Source organism: Psychrobacter piscatorii (genome assembly GCF_904846415.1).
GTDB lineage: Bacteria > Pseudomonadota > Gammaproteobacteria > Pseudomonadales > Moraxellaceae > Psychrobacter > Psychrobacter piscatorii.
Genome location: NZ_CAJHAR010000044.1, coordinates 1 through 16,060, shown reverse-complemented (window position 1 = coordinate 16,060; position 16,060 = coordinate 1). Strand labels below are relative to the sequence as shown.

10 protein-coding genes and 1 pseudogene are annotated in these 16,060 nt (G+C 38.7%); 2 read left to right on the top strand and 9 right to left on the bottom strand.

What is annotated here, in order from left to right:
* From JMX83_RS13785 to JMX83_RS13745, 9 genes and pseudogenes are all read right to left on the bottom strand, one after another.
* A pseudogene (locus JMX83_RS13785) lies at positions 1-300 on the bottom strand (PP2C family protein-serine/threonine phosphatase); the annotation flags it as partial.
* Positions 301-484: 184 nt separating this feature from the next.
* The gene (locus tag JMX83_RS13780; protein ID WP_201602897.1) at positions 485-1,006 is read right to left on the bottom strand and encodes a hypothetical protein; all 522 of its coding nucleotides are present in this window, start codon (positions 1,004-1,006) and stop codon (positions 485-487) included.
* A gap of 51 nt (positions 1,007-1,057) precedes the next feature.
* On the bottom strand, positions 1,058-2,077 hold the full coding sequence (locus JMX83_RS13775) for a WG repeat-containing protein (RefSeq protein ID WP_201602894.1): 1,020 nt from the start codon (positions 2,075-2,077) through the stop codon (positions 1,058-1,060).
* A 425-nt stretch (positions 2,078-2,502) separates the two neighbouring features.
* Complete coding sequence (locus tag JMX83_RS13770; protein ID WP_201602891.1) at positions 2,503-6,036, bottom strand: TM0106 family RecB-like putative nuclease; 3,534 nt, start codon at positions 6,034-6,036, stop codon at positions 2,503-2,505.
* Between the two features lie 344 nt (positions 6,037-6,380).
* On the bottom strand, positions 6,381-6,635 hold the full coding sequence (locus JMX83_RS13765; protein WP_201602888.1) for a hypothetical protein: 255 nt from the start codon (positions 6,633-6,635) through the stop codon (positions 6,381-6,383).
* 148 nt (positions 6,636-6,783) lie between these two features.
* On the bottom strand, positions 6,784-9,126 hold the full coding sequence (locus JMX83_RS13760; protein WP_201602885.1) for a DEAD/DEAH box helicase: 2,343 nt from the start codon (positions 9,124-9,126) through the stop codon (positions 6,784-6,786).
* A 39-nt stretch (positions 9,127-9,165) separates the two neighbouring features.
* The gene (locus tag JMX83_RS13755; protein WP_201602882.1) at positions 9,166-10,479 is read right to left on the bottom strand and encodes an ATP-binding protein; all 1,314 of its coding nucleotides are present in this window, start codon (positions 10,477-10,479) and stop codon (positions 9,166-9,168) included.
* Between the two features lie 25 nt (positions 10,480-10,504).
* Positions 10,505-12,997 carry a tellurite resistance TerB family protein gene (locus tag JMX83_RS13750; protein WP_201602879.1) on the bottom strand — a complete coding sequence of 831 codons (2,493 nt, stop codon included), beginning with the start codon at positions 12,995-12,997 and terminating at the stop codon, positions 10,505-10,507.
* Positions 12,998-13,049: 52 nt separating this feature from the next.
* Complete coding sequence (locus JMX83_RS13745) at positions 13,050-13,922, bottom strand: exonuclease domain-containing protein (RefSeq protein WP_201602876.1); 873 nt, start codon at positions 13,920-13,922, stop codon at positions 13,050-13,052.
* A gap of 515 nt (positions 13,923-14,437) precedes the next feature.
* Between JMX83_RS13745 and JMX83_RS13740 the strand changes: the two genes are divergently transcribed.
* A complete protein-coding gene (locus JMX83_RS13740) occupies positions 14,438-15,343 on the top strand; it encodes a helix-turn-helix transcriptional regulator (protein ID WP_201602873.1) in 906 nt (301 codons plus the stop codon).
* Between the two features lie 3 nt (positions 15,344-15,346).
* Positions 15,347-15,961, top strand: coding sequence for a dynamin family protein (locus JMX83_RS13735; RefSeq protein ID WP_201602870.1), 615 nt, complete (start codon positions 15,347-15,349; stop codon positions 15,959-15,961).
* The last annotated feature ends 99 nt before the right edge of the window (positions 15,962-16,060 follow it).

Below are 16,060 nucleotides of genomic sequence, written 5' to 3'. Positions count from 1 at the left end.
AATATCTTCTGAAGTAATACTCTTCTGATTAACCCACAACCGTCTGATTGCTTTTACCACCGCTTTTGAACAGTGCTGCGAGTGATTAGAGCTTGCCACGCCATCAGACACTGCTAGGCAAAATGGTGATACAACTGGTGTCACTGCCATCATGCCTAAGTTCTCTTGATACCAATTGTCTAAAAAGAAAAAAGCATCTTGCTGCAAATTATTACTGGCATTACCTTGGAAGGTAATTGCACAGGCCTGTGCTATAGAATTTGCAATTTGTTGAGAACAGGCACTTAGAGAATGATTCATGTTGGTAAGCCTATATGTTTATCATATAGGTTAGTATAGCCTACAACCTATCAATTTATTTTCTAGGTTGGAATATAAGATTAGTTAAATAGCGTTGAAGTAATACAGAGTTACTTTCTATAAATAAAAAGGCGATGAGCATTTCGTTCATCACCTCTCTTGCACAATATTATGAAACTAAGCCTCAGTACTCTCTCATCATATCTTTTTTGGCTTTATCGTATTTAAAGCAAAAAGGTTCATCTACATATTTGTCGGACATTCTATAAGCATCGATATTGCCTGAGAAACAAAAGCGGTTGGATTTAATATTAAAATCGTAATGCATAGTATCGCCTTTATTATTCACTACTAGAGCGTTTCCACTATAGTCACTTGCATCTGATAGTGAATAAATAAAAGGCACTACTGTCTTCTTAGCGGGGTCAATCACAACCAAACGATAAGGTTTTTTGTTGACGTACCCTGTGACATTGGTTTCAAAGATATAGATAATCTGATTACCATTGAAGTTAGGCTTACGCTCTTTTATAACAGTTGCATAGCTTTTCAAACGACTGTCTGTACAAAATTTCTCATCCTCATAGTCAAAATCACATTCAACCACTGTCACGCCGTATTTCGTTTTAGGTGCCGCATTGGATGTAGATGATATACCTAAGATAACCAGAAACGCTGCGAGTATCAGGCTCGTTTTTTTTAACATAGGTGCCTTCCTATTGATTTAAATTAAATGATTCTACAAGTTTTTATAAAATTACTGATAGTTTTGCGGATAGCGTTCTTGATCTATCTCTTCCCAATCCTTATAGGTTTTTTGGGAGATCACTTTGCCTTGGCGGTCTAGCGTATAGCGCGTAATACTGTCATAACCATTATAATCAGCATTACTGTCTTTGGTGTTCAGGTTATAGACATCCAGCTTCCCATTCTCATACCGTCCACCATCAACGTCCTCAGCATCTCCCATTGGCTCAATATAAGCCATGTCATATTTTGGTGGGACGATGACCTTACCTATCTTATCTATGACACCCCATTTACCATTATTGTAATCTCCAACCTTGACAGCAGATAGCCCTTCTGAAAACTCCATCGCTTCGTCCCATTTGGCAGCTATCACCGGCTTACCAGAGATATCTACAAAGCCTATCTTCCCATCTTCATCATTTAGTGTGAAAATCTTATATTTAGCCAGTCCTTCTGAATAATCATCTAGCCAGTTAAACTTAAACGGTACTATTGTTTTGCCTGTTTTATCGATTACTCCGTATTTCTTGTTTTTACTCGCCACTGCTATGCCTTCATTAAAATCACCAGCACTCTGATACGCGTACGGTACAGTTAATTTACCTGTCTTATTGAGATAGCCATACTGACCATCTTTATATACCGCTACCACTCCTTCGTGGAAATCACGGTAATCAATGAATATACCGTTAGAAACTGGTGCTTCATGCTCAATAGGTATGACTAATTTGCCAGCTTCATTAATATAGCCTTGCCAGTATAAATAGTCTTCATAGTCCTCACCGCCATCATAGCCTTTGACCATACCCATTTTCATGACCGCGACACGAGCCATACCTTCAGAGAAGCCACCACAGCTATAATATTTTGCAGGTACGATGACTTTTCCTCTATCATCTTTGTAACCACACTGAGGTTGCTCTGTATTCTCCAATTCAAAGGCTTGTAAGCCAGCGGTTGCACTACCTGAGCCAAACGCTGCGTATAGACCCAATACTATTATCGCTTTACTGTTAAATTTTTTCATTTCAGTCTCGTTTTCAAGGTACAAACGCTATTTATAACCTATATATCTATGGAATACAGTCGATAGACATTATTAAATTTAATAGACAATAGTATTCGACTTTATTTTAATAATCAATATATGTTGTTTAATATAGAAGCTTTAAACAGAATCTAAAAAGCTATAAGCACAAAAAAGGACACAACGATGACGTTGTGCCCTTTTTTACATCTTATAAATGTTTACTATAGTTTCGCTATGACGCAAGAGAAAATTTAGGGTTTGCTGTTCAGCCTACTTGAGGCTATTACTAATATTTTTAAAAGTCATAAGTAGTCTACTTTATCTATTATCAAATTTTTTAGACATCAAAACATGCCTAACTTTACTTAAGCAGTTATATTTTACTTCGTTAATAAAAATTATTAATGTAGACACATAACTTGTTATGTATATATACCGTTCGTACCGCTACTAATATACATAACTGCATTAAACAAATTTACTTTTCTTAGCTGCTCGACACTGTTAACAGAGGTATTACCAAGATTAGGATTTGCTACTACGATAGCCAATGTTTGTGCTCTAGAAATGGCCACGTTAATACGATTTTTATCAAATAAGAAGTCGATTCCTCTAGGCGACTCATTGGCATCACTAGCACACATACTCAAAAATACAATCGGGGATTCTTGACCTTGAAATTTATCTACGCTTCCAACTTTTGCTTGTTTACCCAAGACGTTTTTTAGCTTACTAACTTGATGGTTGTATGGGGCGACAAACAACATATCGTCCCATGTGATTGGTCGAACAACTGCCTCTCCATTATCTTTAGTCGAACCAGTGTGAAGCATACGACCCAGTAGCGATTTAGCCAATCGCTCTATCACTGATACTTCCTCATCAGAAGCTTGTGTATTACCCTCATGTTCTACAGGAACAAAAATAATGCCTGCCTCGGTGTTTATGTGCGTATCTAATGTTTGAGGGGCCATACTATGACTGGCTGTGGGTTCTAATACTTTTAAAATACGCTTATCATTATCAAGGTGAGATCTTAGTTTGCTTTCATAGATTAGCTGACTAATAACTGTGTTTACCTTACTATGCATACGATAGGTCATGTCTAAGAACACGCCCATATCTGCAGATATGGTTGCCGTATCATGTAACAAGTAGTCCAGTATAGATAGCCCGCTTTCAGCAGGATGCGTACCTTGTGAAGGTTGACCTAGTTGCATCTGATCACCCATCAATACCAGATTTCTAGCGCTACGACTCATAGCAACTAAGTTGGCTGTTGATACTTGACCTGCTTCATCAACAAAAAGATAATCGAGCTGCTGTGCCATTTCCTCACGAGCAAACCCCCATGCGGTCGCTCCGATAACACATGCTTGCTGAATCTGACTGGCTAAACGACTATTGTTTGAGATAGTCACATCATAATCAGCAAGCTCACCATCAGTTTCTTTGGTACAGAAAAATGATGCTTTTATATTGTACTGTTTGCAGTGTTCAGCAACGCTAAGTAATAGATTGTTGATCGCTTTATGGCTATTACTTGAGATACCAATTTTTGCCCCTGACTTAAGCAAATGAGCGATTGTATGTTTCCCTGTGTAGGTCTTACCTGAGCCCGGAGGCCCTTGTATCGGTAGGTAACTACTATCGAGATTACTAATCGCTACGATGATTTGCTCTAAGCGAGCATCTGGTTCCTCACTGCTGACGATATCACCACCTATATGATTTGAAATCCTTGGCTTTATACCCATTAAAAAATCTATAATGGCAAATTTCTTCTGTTTAAATAGCCCTTGTTCATACTCGGTCACCGTTCTAAACAACGCACCAGAAATAACATCAGTACTAATATATTCATAGGGAATGAGCGATACCATAGTTGGTGGTTCATCTTTGGCTTTGAGTACAATTAGCCCATTTTCTAAATCACTCTCCTCTGCGACCAATCCTACTTTTAAATTTTTACCTTCACTTGTTGCTACCCCAAGCACATAGAAATCACTCGAAGTCCCTTTAAACTCTTGTTCTGGGTTAAATCTGTATTCATAGCTTAGGTTTCTAGCTTTTGGTGGAGATTTGAATGGTTCTCTGTCTGTACGCTCACACATAGCAAGACAGTCTAAGTCATTAAAGAGTTCAATCTCATCTGAGCCAAGGCGATCAAACAATCGCCAAAATAACGGTTTAGACTCTCGGCGGTGAAACTCTAACATCCATGCTAGATTCTCAGTGAGTTGTGCTTGTTTAGGATTATCTAGTAACTCTGTTTCAGCTTGGGTTAATAAACGATCACGCAGTGCTGTCACTTCGGTTACTTGTTCCGATATTTCTGGTTCAATGACTTCCGCTTTACCAAGATAGTCAATTTTATGAATTGCTTGCTGTTCTCTTAGCCATACCGCTAACTCTTGAGTAGAGTCACAATCTTCAATATTGTAGTCTCGAATATCATTAAGAATTTTTGAGGTCTGCCAGGTACTGCCTTCCACTCCGAGTTGATTTAGCTCCCGCCAATGATCATAAACGACGATTGAATCGCCCCCATTACCCACATCAGTATCACGCCTATCTCGATATAGGCGTTCGACGTTTTTAATCGAGTAACGAGGAGCACCCAATCGTAAACCATTTTGTACTATCTTGTATAAATCGATAAACACTTCATTTCTTAGCAGCTGATCAACTTCATATTCACAAACACCATAGCGACCCATTAGCTTACGACAGGCTGTAATCTCATAACTGGCATAGTGGTAAATGTGCATACTTGGATCTTGTTGCCATCTACCATAAACCCAACGTATAAAGTCCTGAAAGCATTGTTTTTCTTGTTTACGGTTGTGAGCCCAAAAATCTTTGAACTGGCGGTTGCCCTGCTCATCAAGATAGGTATTGCCCCACAAGTATTCTAACCCCCCTTCATCAAGCGGAAAGCCTTCAATATCAAAAAATACATCCATGGGAGAGTGAGGAGGTAGTGATGAAAGTCCTTTCTTCTCATTTTTAGAAGGCAGCAGTATTTCGAACTCTGGTCTGTCGCTGTCAATCGATCCTTCTAGTTTTTGGCTTTTTAATTTGCTTTTTATTTGTATAGCAGCTTGAGCTTTTAGCTTAGCAAATACTGTAGAATGAATACCACTCACAGATAATACAGGCGAGCCTGCAAGCTGCAGCATAGTATGCATACCTGCCTTATTAAGCTTTATGATTTGTCCTTTAGTAATACTTGCTACTTGGAATAAATGGTCTTTATCAAGCAAAATCTGTTCGGCATGATTGCTCCAGTTACCCCAGCTTTTAGAGTCGGCAGGGTCTGGGCAGCGATCTAAGTGGAATTTGGCATGCTCGTTTAGAAACTTGTCTTTTAAATTTAAGTAATAGTAGTAAAAATCGTGAGTCCTTAATACCTCTATCTCTCCGTTGCCAAGAGCAACGGTAATACTCTGCGGCAAGCAGCCTTGGATAGAATCAAGCATTTGAGCATAGCAACATAATTGAATGATAAATGTCGGCTTGACTCTACTCGCAAGCTTTGTATCCCATACCTCATAATGCCAATTACCGAGTTTGCTTGGGGATTGCTCTGACTCATGAACTACCTTAACTAAAAAATCAGCAAACCCTGCAAACTGACCAAATTCTAGCCTTGCTTGAACGATGACTTCGATACCATTCTTCATTGCTTCTAAAGTTCTGTTGTATTTCTCGCTGTTGTTATTACCCTCAATCTTGATTAGGTTCTTACCTTCCGCTATAAACTGCGTCTCCAGTTTATCTTCATGGGCATAGCCTTTTTGCTGCAACATCACCATAAAATCATCACTAGGATCTTTTTCTGGTGCTAGTTCTGGATGTTCTTGAGTAAGCCTATCCATCCATGAAGCAAAAGGACTTTCCATATATTTGGTTAGGTCTGATGGCGAGTAATACATCTTTCCTTGCTTGTACATCGCTTACCCTACTTTTCGTTGGATTTTGTTTATAGTCATGATTTGACTAGTTGCTAATTATAGTAAGCTGCAAAACTTAAACACTACCTTAATAAATAGTATGAAGTCCCAAATTCTTCTCTATACAGCCTAAACTCAATGCTATTACTACTGTTAAAAAAAGCAAAGTTAACTTTACCAAACATACTGGCTATATAGATCTATCTTATTCTGGTACTTACTTTTTGGAAAACGGGTGCGATAAGTACTTTAACTTCCTATGGAGAAAACCAATTCCTAGATAAAAATTACAGTAAGAGACCAAAAATAAAAATAAACTTCTATTAACGAGATATCCATTGTCGTTACTTCTTAGACCGTACAGCATTAGCCAAAATGATCTCGGTAATTGTCTTACCATTACTAAGGGGCATGCCATTCTCGACATCCTCTACGTACATCCCATTTATAATGTAATCAGTACCTACGGGTGTACGAGCAACAACTAACTCAAAGGTATGAGGTGTATCACCGACTTTCTTGTCACGCCGCAATGTCAGACCGTTAATGCTTGCTAGGTCACGTATGTCACACCAGTCATGTTTCCGTCCTGTACTCATATCACTCTCCTTTATTAATAGCTAAATATCTTCAATATTCGCGTGAATTATATTTCAGCAAAGTCGAATAAATAAATGAAACCTTTAAAATATTCTTATTAGCATGTATTCAGTATTCTGACGTTCTTTATATCTTCTATCTAATATTTCATAAAATACTGAGGTTATTTTTAAAATGTTCCAACCACTCTTTCAATCCAACGATATCAAACATTTGGGCGCCGTAACCAATATTGAGCAAATCATCGGGTAAGTATTCATCGAATTTCTCGATCATCTTATTAGGTACAGTTTCTGCAAGCTCAGTGGCGGTGGGCAAAGTCTGATTAGAAAGTCTTTTTAAAAATCGAGAAACCTGAGTCGAATCTACTTTATGAATACGGATGACACCTGCATAAGCTTCAACGAAAAAGTCATCTCGTATAAGCAGCATTTTCAAAGTGTTCACAATCTTATCGCCACGCCACATGAATATGTAGCTATGACCATCTTTATCTATGACCGGTCGATTGCTTAAATCGTACCTGTTAAAAGTATCCATACTTTCTAAAAATAAGTGTCTGGCCGTCGTATCAGCAAAATCTAGATATTGCTCGCCAACTGCAATACGATAATCACCGTTGTTCAATATCTCATACATTTCTCGGCGTACTCGGTCATGTATGGACATGCTACTGTCACCAAAAGCTGGAGGCTTACCACCGCCTTTGACAGAGATAACATCCACTACTTTTTTGTCTATATCAACATCTTTAACTTGCCAGCGTCTACCGCCAAAAATGATGTACTGCTCAGGTAGTAGCATAGTCTCAATTGGTAGCGTTCCAAGCGTCCTATTACCCGCAACAATACGATATTCTTCTGGGGTTTTGAATACTGCATAAAAAGTGTAATGCCCAACAATACGCTCACCGACAATACCTAGCACCAATTGATTATTACCGAGTTGGGTAAGCAGTTGAGCACTTCCCATCTGGCTAAGCAGCGATTTAAAGTGAGTCGGTTGTATTTTTTGAAAAGGTCCTTGTTTGCATAACAGCATATAAAGCTGGTCAGCACGAATACCGCCCCATTGACCGATAGTCGCTAGTACTTGATGTAATAGCGTTGAAAAGTGATATAAAGAAGTGTCCGCCGGCTCAAACCACCTATCGACAATCAACAGTCTTATCATCGCGAGTGACTGTATTAACTCAAGACGTAGATCATCAATGAGACTGGTATCTTTACTGATCTCTTTTTCGGTAATGAGCATTCTAAATACGGCTGAACCACCACGCCTACCTGAGCGTCCGAGCCGTTGCCTAAGACTGGCTACAGAATGCGGCGCTGTCACTTGTACCACCGTATCAACCTTACCAATATCAATTCCTAGCTCTAAGGTCATGGTACATATAGCGGTGGTTGGCAGCGCTTCTTTTTGTAGTCGTGCTTCTAAGGTTTCCCTAAGCTCTTTTGAGAGTGAACCATGATGAGGGAAAAACTCATTGGGCACGATGTTACGCTCACATAGCTCACTCAGCTCTGTAGCAATCATTTCTGTACGATTACGGCTATTAGCAAATACCAGATGGCTACCGCCACGACATAAACGGTATAAGTCAGTACAGACTTGTACTTCGGCAGTATAGGGATGCTGAATACCCATATTTTCAAAGTCAGTATCTTTAGAAAGAGAATATTTAGAGCCAAAACTTTCAAAATTAACGTTTTCATTATTTGATCTAAGCGCTAATTGACTGGGCTCTATATAACCCTTTATTTGCACCTTAATGCTAGCTGTTGCTTCATCCTCTTCAATGATGACGCAAGGCAATGACTGATTAGGTCTTAGTGACTGCGGTACGCTTTTAAGTTCTCCCAACGTTGCACTCAACGCTACTCTTGGGATAGGTGAATTTAAACGTTCAGTGACATGCTCAAGCCGCGTCAGAAGTGATAGTAAATGCTGACCACGCTCGCTACCCAAGAACGCATGAAACTCATCAATTACAATATATTTTAGATTACTAAAAGCTTGTTTGACCCAACCTGCATCCCGAACCAATAAAGATTCAAGCGACTCAGGCGTAATCAAAATAATTCCGGATGGCGACTTCTTTTGTTTATTCTTTTTACTCTGTGGACTATCGCCATGCCATGGCGTCACTTGCATATCGAGCAGGTCTGCTAAACTCTCAAGCCTTCGATATTGATCGTTAATGAGCGCTTTTAATGGACTTATATATAGAATGCCTACTCCGTTACCTTGACTATCTTTTTCATACTCGTCTACATTTTGGCCATCATATGACTTGACAAGGGCGCTACACGCTGGCAAAAAGAACGCTTCTGTTTTACCAGCAGCAGTCGCTGCACTAATCAGTACGTCGGTTTTTCCAGACAAAATTGGCGCGATAGCCTTAGCCTGCACTTCGCGCAATCCACTCCAACCTTGGTTAAATATCCAACGCTGTATACGGAAGTCGAGCTGGAGATGAGCGTCTCTCAAAGGTAGTTTCTCATATTTTTTATTAATATTATTAGTGACCTATAGCCTGAAATCAGTAAGCTCGTCTTCTTCATCCATACCACTCATATCAATGTCCATATCGGATGGCATTTCAGGGTCGATAGTTACTGATTCAATCAGTTGATCCCATGAAATGTCTGGGTTTTGGTCAATGACAGCTAACATATCCAAAAACGCTTTAATGGTATTACGAGGCGTTCTAAAATAAGCATCACCGATTGTTTGACTACAATGCTGTAAAAAAGCTTGTAAGGATTCATCAGGTACCAGATATTCAGCTTCATCACCACCTGCATAAACATGACGCAGGTTTTTAAGTAAGATATATAACTCTTCTGGTGTGAGACTCGCCAAATGCAATGCAGGTGAGGAATAGTCAATGACACCTGCCCGCTTGGCAAAGCTATTATCTGCTAATCGCGTTTGCAAGGCGTCATAGCTATACAACCCTTTGCGCGGATCGAGTAAAAACTCTGGCGTACCGCCCAATAAAAAACCTAGATGCTCAGCGGTACCTTGTAAGCAGTCATTTAGAATACGTAGAATCTGCTCATAATTGGCTTGGCGTGCTTGTGTGCTATTAAGCTTATACAAGTTGACCATCTCATCAAGATTGACTAACAATCCTTGATAGCCTGCCTGCCGTACGAATAAACTCATTATTTTAAGCGCATCATAAAAAGAGGCGTCAGATATGATAGTACGTACGCCTAAATCACGTCTAGCATCGGTCTTTGTTGAGTACTCTGCACGTAACCATCGAATCGCATTGAACTTCAGCTCATCATTACCTTCTTCATGACCTTGCCAATAAGCTTCAATGACCTTGGCAAAATCATAGCCACCAACCAATTCTGTTAATTCAGCCAGTTTGTGCTGGATAACCTCACTAATAGCCTCATCAGTACTATCTGCTTGTTTGCGTGCTTCTGTAATGAAGCGCTCTACTACACTGGCCAAACCATTACCATCTGGTTTATTACGAGTAGACAAATTACGCATAAGCTCAGAATATAAGTTTCTTGCTTGTCCTGACGATGCTTGGATACGCCTGTCAGGTGACAAATCAGCATTAACAGTGACCAGTTTACGCTCAAGCGCAATCGCCCTTACCACACTTAAAAAAAAGGTCTTGCCTGAACCATACTCACCAATAATAAGACGAAACGCCGAACCGCCATCAGCGACACGCTCAATATCGCTTATGAGCGCTTTGAGCTCATTCATACGCCCCACTTGGATATGCTGAATCCCTACCTTGGGCGTGACTCCCGCCTTCAATGACTGAATAATAGCATCGCGCTCTTTTGCTCTAATTTTTTTACCACTCATTATGCATCCTTACTGATTCTTATATTTAGTCCAATACTTTTAACTCTTCAACAATCTCATAGTCAATCACTATCTCATCCTCAGCTTCCAATACTGGTGCATCAACATTATCATACGACCAATCATTGATAGTCTCGATAGCTCCATTTATCATTAAATTCAAGGATTCACATAACACTTCAGCTTCTTCTCGTTGCCATACCTCTTTACTAATAAGCTGCTGATACAGCTTACTATGAATAGTATCTAAACCTTTAGCAACAGATTCTTTAGCCCTATCAGCTTCAGTGTCATTATTTATTTGCTCATCTGATAGTAATTCATTATCCATTTCCATATCGTCATCATCTGCTGCAAATATACTTGCCAGCATTGCTTTAGCGTCGCCTGTCTCGCTTTCATACGCAGCTAATACTTCTGTATTAAAAATAAACAGTTTACTATTACTATCTGAGACTTCGACATTAGCTCCAATACTATTGTCATTGGTCGTCTTTTGCTGTGTCGCATCACTAAACGTTGACGTGATCTTTTTAGCACTGGTTAAATGATGAATATCACTGACCACTGAGTTTTTATCAAGACCTAGAGCCTGGTACAACTTTTCAATTTGTTTGATTTGACTTGGCTCTACATTCCCATTAGCTAAGGCAACTGAGATGATAAAACGACTGATAAAGCTAATGTGCTTTTCATCAAGTATTGCTAGCTTTGCTTTTAGACCCGCCATATTAGAGGGACTATTTAAGCGCCATAACAGATAAGCCTTTAGCGATGCCTTTTCGATAGCAGTAAGCTGAGGGTCTTGCTCAATAATCGTCAGTAGCGTATCCACTTCTCTTTTATCGACATAACCATTAATGGTTGCCACCATAGCACCCAATCTAAGCGCCAAACTGATTTGGTAAAATGACGCACTCGGCTCAAAGTCTTGACTATGACCACCCTCAAATAAAACCACATATCCATCCGATTTAAGACTGGTCTGATGATAACGCTGATCTGGTACAACACCGAATCCAGCCAACTCAGCTAAATTGGTAATCATCTCACCATGTTTTTTAGCAAATGATTTAGGCATAGCATGTGACGACTGAGATGGCGGCTCATCCAAATATCTCCATAGCTCTTTAACTGTCGTCATCCCTTCATCATTCTGAGTAACAGATTCTGCCCATGCCTTAAAGTTTTGTATGACTGGATACTTTTCTCGGTACGCTTGCTGCTGAATCAGCGCTTTTGGCAGTAACATAATAGCGTCTATGTCTGTTGCAGAGTTACCTTCTCTTCCTAGATAGCGACTGTAAGCATCCAAAGCCTCGTTACATTGTTCGGCAATAGCGATCAGTTTTTTGATAGGTGATCTTAAGGCGCTTGGGTCTTGCAAATCATCAAGGGTAAGGTCAACACTCACAATTGATTGGCTCGCAGCATGGTAGCTAATTTTTAATTTGGTTTTATTAGGAGGGACAATAAATCCATTGGGATAAGCTTTTTGGTATAGAATCTTAAACAGATCTTTAAATTCTGATTCACATCGCCTTGCAGGTGTTTTGAAGTTGTATTCATTAGAAAAAATGAGCCATTCCCATGCTAATGTGGCAGGAATAGGTAACTCTAAGGTTACCCTTTTTGCTAACTGCATTTTAAAGGTTAGGTTTTGACTACTGGCAGGCGGCGGTAAAAGCTGTGCTGTTTGTACTTTTTCTTCAAATAGTGGCGAGCGTACTAGCGTCATAAACTCTAAAAAATTCGCTGAGTAGTTACTGAATGAGGACTGTTTGCCATAAATATTATGTAGCCGTAGCACCTCATTATAAATATTGACGAACTCTTCATCAGACACGCTATCGTCACTAATGCCTTCAATCACTCTGCGTTCAAACCCACCAAAGTAAATAAAAACATATCCAATTGGTGTATTGGGATTCGCCCGATCTGAGGCCAACCAATCTAAATAAACCCCGCGGCATAAGGGTGATAGAGCTGCATAACTTGGCCAATAGCCAAGCGACTCATCACTATAGATATGCGAGGTGTTATAAATAGCTTTTGGCGAACCGACCGATAAGCTATCATTTACTAACGATGGCTCAGTGCCGTACCCAATCAAAGTTTCAAGCTTACCACCAAAATAAAAAAAGCCGTTATCAATGATACGTCCCTGTATGTTTAGAGATTCATACCTTGATACCCAGCGTCCAAGTCTGCGGTTCGATGAAGTAGTATTATGCTTTTGCTTGTTTGATGAGATAACAAAGGTTGCCAGCTCCCCCACATCATCTAAATGCTCATTACGATACCTGTTCGTCCGGCTTTGCTTCGCATAACGATTTTGGGTGCTAGGATTAGTAAAGTTATTGTGATTTGCAACGTCTGAATCAACTCCGGTCTCTACAATAGTTTCAGACGGCTTTATATCAGGCGGCAAATCTATAAAATGAGTTTTCGCCTCATCTTTTTTATCGTCATATTTCTCTCTAAATAGCGCCAATACATTTTCGATAAAGTTTTTCATTATCTATAAAACCCATTCCAAGAGAATTAGCTAAAAAAGCTGTACAGCAAGATTAGAGTTTGAGCATTTTAAGAAAATCATGTTCTGTAAGAATATTGATGTCGACACCTTCTGCAATCAGTGTCTCTGACTTACGTTGTTTACTGCTTTTATCATGTCCATTTAGTAATGTTAAATCTGGTGTACCTACAACTAAATAATTGAGGTTTTTAGATACACCGGCTTTAACATGAAAACCTTGCCTTGCCGCAATATCAGCAATTTCTGCGCGTTTTATAGACAGCTCGCCTGTAAAGCAAATGTTTAATCCAAAAAACCGCCCTTGCTCATTACCTTCTATAGATCGGTTTTGAGTGAAGCGCGGCGTCTGACTATTGCTATTTCTCGGATGAGATGGATGAACATTTAACCATTTCGTGATTGAAGCATTATTTTCTCTAAGAATGGTTGTCGTCACAAACCCACACGCTTTGGCGTCTTCTAGTGCATCATGATGATCAAACGCGTACCGCCATTCTCTACATACATTAGCAAGATTATATCCTGATGTACTAAACCGCTGGCAGGTATCGCGTACCATGACAGATGCATCTACCCATTGCCAAGACGGTAGTGGCAAATCATGATCTAATAAGCACTTCGTTATTGCTCTTTGATCAAAATCGGTATAACTGACCACAACATTATTGCCGATAAATTGAATAATATTGCCATAGATATCAAATATGGAAGGTGCATCTTTCACTTGGTTGTTATCAATACCATGAATATCTATGTTCATTCGACTAAAGCTAGACTGTGGTCTTATAAAGCTACAGTAGGTATCTATCAGCTTACCTTTTATATACTTCGTCATACCTATTTGACAAATAGAGCCAACGTCTGAGTTGGCAGTTTCTACATCGATAGCCACAAAATTCATCATCTGTCCTTGTACAAATGGCGTGTAATATATCCATTATGAATAATAATAAACTAAAATTGATATTTTTATCTATTTGATTAATAAATACTGACATAAGTTTGATCGCAATTAAACCCTCTCCTTTTTATCTAATAAAAAACGTATGAACTGGTTTTTCCAAATTTATTTGATAGCCAAAAAAATCTTGGATTCTATGACACAACCTGTCACTTCCTTTGACTAAACTGGTCTTTAGTACAATATAACTAAAGAACAAATCATATGGATTGTAGCGATAAAGCCATATGATTAACTATATTGAACTACTAGATTTCTTAAACCATGCCTATTTTTTGGCAGATGCTTTTTTATTCTGAAAATATATTAACAACATTATCAAACACTTGCTGTAGATACAGTAAAAAAAATTTCAAAAGAAATTGATAAGTACCAATTATAGTGCATAATTACATTTTTGTTATTTTTTAGTGACTTAATGCAACTGAAAGCAGAGTTATCTTGCAAGTTGAGTGATTATGAAATTAGGAAAACATGAGAGACTTGCCTATCGACTGTCTGACATTATCGTTAGACTCAATGCCGGTGAGCGCTTGAATATTTTTGAATTAGCAGACACCTATAAGGTCTCTATCCGCACTTTAAAGAGAGATTTTCAGGATCGTTTGACCTTATTAGAGCTCTATGAAGAAGGTCCACAGTTTTATCGCTTGCACCCTAGTAATATTGGATATCTAGATATAGAAGATATTCAGCGCTTTGCTAGCTTTGCTAGCGTACAAGACTTACTACCGAAAATGGATCGTCAGTTTTTCCAAGAAAAACTTAACCAAAGCGTTTTCGTTAAGGGCTTCGCTTATGAAAATATAAGCGAGCGTACAGAAGACTTTAGAACCATCAACCAAGCCATAAATAGTTTCCAATATATTGAATTTGATTACCGTAAGGTAATTGACCATGCCGCTAATAATAATAGTAAACACTACCTATTAGAACCTTATAGTCTGCTAAATAAAAACGGCATTTGGTACGTAGTCGGTCGCTGTCATGGACAAACACGGACTTTTTGCTTTACTCAAATTAGTAATTTACAAGTGAATACTGAGACCTTTGAATGCTGTGAAGACGTCAAGACAGAAATTATGGCTACAGATAGCCTATTCTTCGGTAATCAGATCAGTGAAATTATCGTGCAAGTTGATGCCAAAGTTGCTGGCTACTTTGAGCGCCGTGATCTACTACCCAATCAAGAGTCGATACGCCGACTTGATAATGGCGATTTGCTACTGGTATGCAAAAATATCCATCCAAGAGAAGTCATCCCTATCGTGCAGTACTGGATACCACATATTCGGGTGATTAGTCCGAGTGCTATAAAGAAAGATTTAGAAGCTACTATAAGCAAGTATTTAATGGGATTTTAAACGATGACAAAAAATAAAAGAAGCAAGTCAATAGTAAGTTTTTTTGAACTTATTGTTGTAGCAACTATGAGTTCTGGTAAATCCACACTAATCAACTCGATGTTAGGACAGGAACTCCTTCATTGTGCCAATGAAGCAACAACAGCAACTATAACTAGAATACATAATAAGGATCAACAGCCTCACTTTATTGGTTCTGCATATAATTTTAAAACTATAAACCTAAATGAAAAAGCCATATTGAAATTTGTAAGTTATGAAAAAAATATCGATAGCAATATATTGAAAACATGGAACGCGGATGAAAAAATTAATTACATTAGCATAACAGGCAACATCCCTTCTATAAAAAACTCTAATAAGAATATTGTTTTATACGACTCACCAGGCCCTAATAATAGCCAAGATAATACTCACGAAGCCTTAACTCTTAATTTAGTAACCGATGGTCGTTACGGTATGATTGTGTATGTATTAAACGCTACTCAAATCGGCATTAATGATGATAAATTATTTTTATCACAAATAGCTAAGGTTTTGAAAGCTGACAGTCGTAAAAATATTATATTCATACTTAATAAAGCAGATATTAGACCTCTTGCAAAAGTCATAGCTTAAGCTCGAAATTGACCAAACCTGCGAACAGTTTCATTCTTAAATCATAACGCTGACGACGATTACGGTAGCGCTGAGCCACGATTTTGAATAGCTTAATTA

Excerpts from the sequence above, each read along its gene's own strand:
- JMX83_RS13780 (WP_201602897.1), bottom strand. The coding sequence starts at position 1,006 with ATGTTAAAAAAAACGAGCCTGATACTCGCAGCGTTTCTGGTTATCTTA.
- JMX83_RS13775 (WP_201602894.1), bottom strand. The coding sequence starts at position 2,077 with ATGAAAAAATTTAACAGTAAAGCGATAATAGTATTGGGTCTATACGCA.
- JMX83_RS13770 (WP_201602891.1), bottom strand. The coding sequence starts at position 6,036 with ATGTACAAGCAAGGAAAGATGTATTACTCGCCATCAGACCTAACCAAA.
- JMX83_RS13765 (WP_201602888.1), bottom strand. The coding sequence starts at position 6,635 with ATGAGTACAGGACGGAAACATGACTGGTGTGACATACGTGACCTAGCA.
- JMX83_RS13755 (WP_201602882.1), bottom strand. The coding sequence starts at position 10,479 with ATGAGTGGTAAAAAAATTAGAGCAAAAGAGCGCGATGCTATTATTCAG.
- JMX83_RS13750 (WP_201602879.1), bottom strand. The coding sequence starts at position 12,997 with ATGAAAAACTTTATCGAAAATGTATTGGCGCTATTTAGAGAGAAATAT.
- JMX83_RS13745 (WP_201602876.1), bottom strand. The coding sequence starts at position 13,922 with ATGATGAATTTTGTGGCTATCGATGTAGAAACTGCCAACTCAGACGTT.
- JMX83_RS13740 (WP_201602873.1), top strand. The coding sequence starts at position 14,438 with ATGAAATTAGGAAAACATGAGAGACTTGCCTATCGACTGTCTGACATT.
- JMX83_RS13735 (WP_201602870.1), top strand. The coding sequence starts at position 15,347 with ATGACAAAAAATAAAAGAAGCAAGTCAATAGTAAGTTTTTTTGAACTT.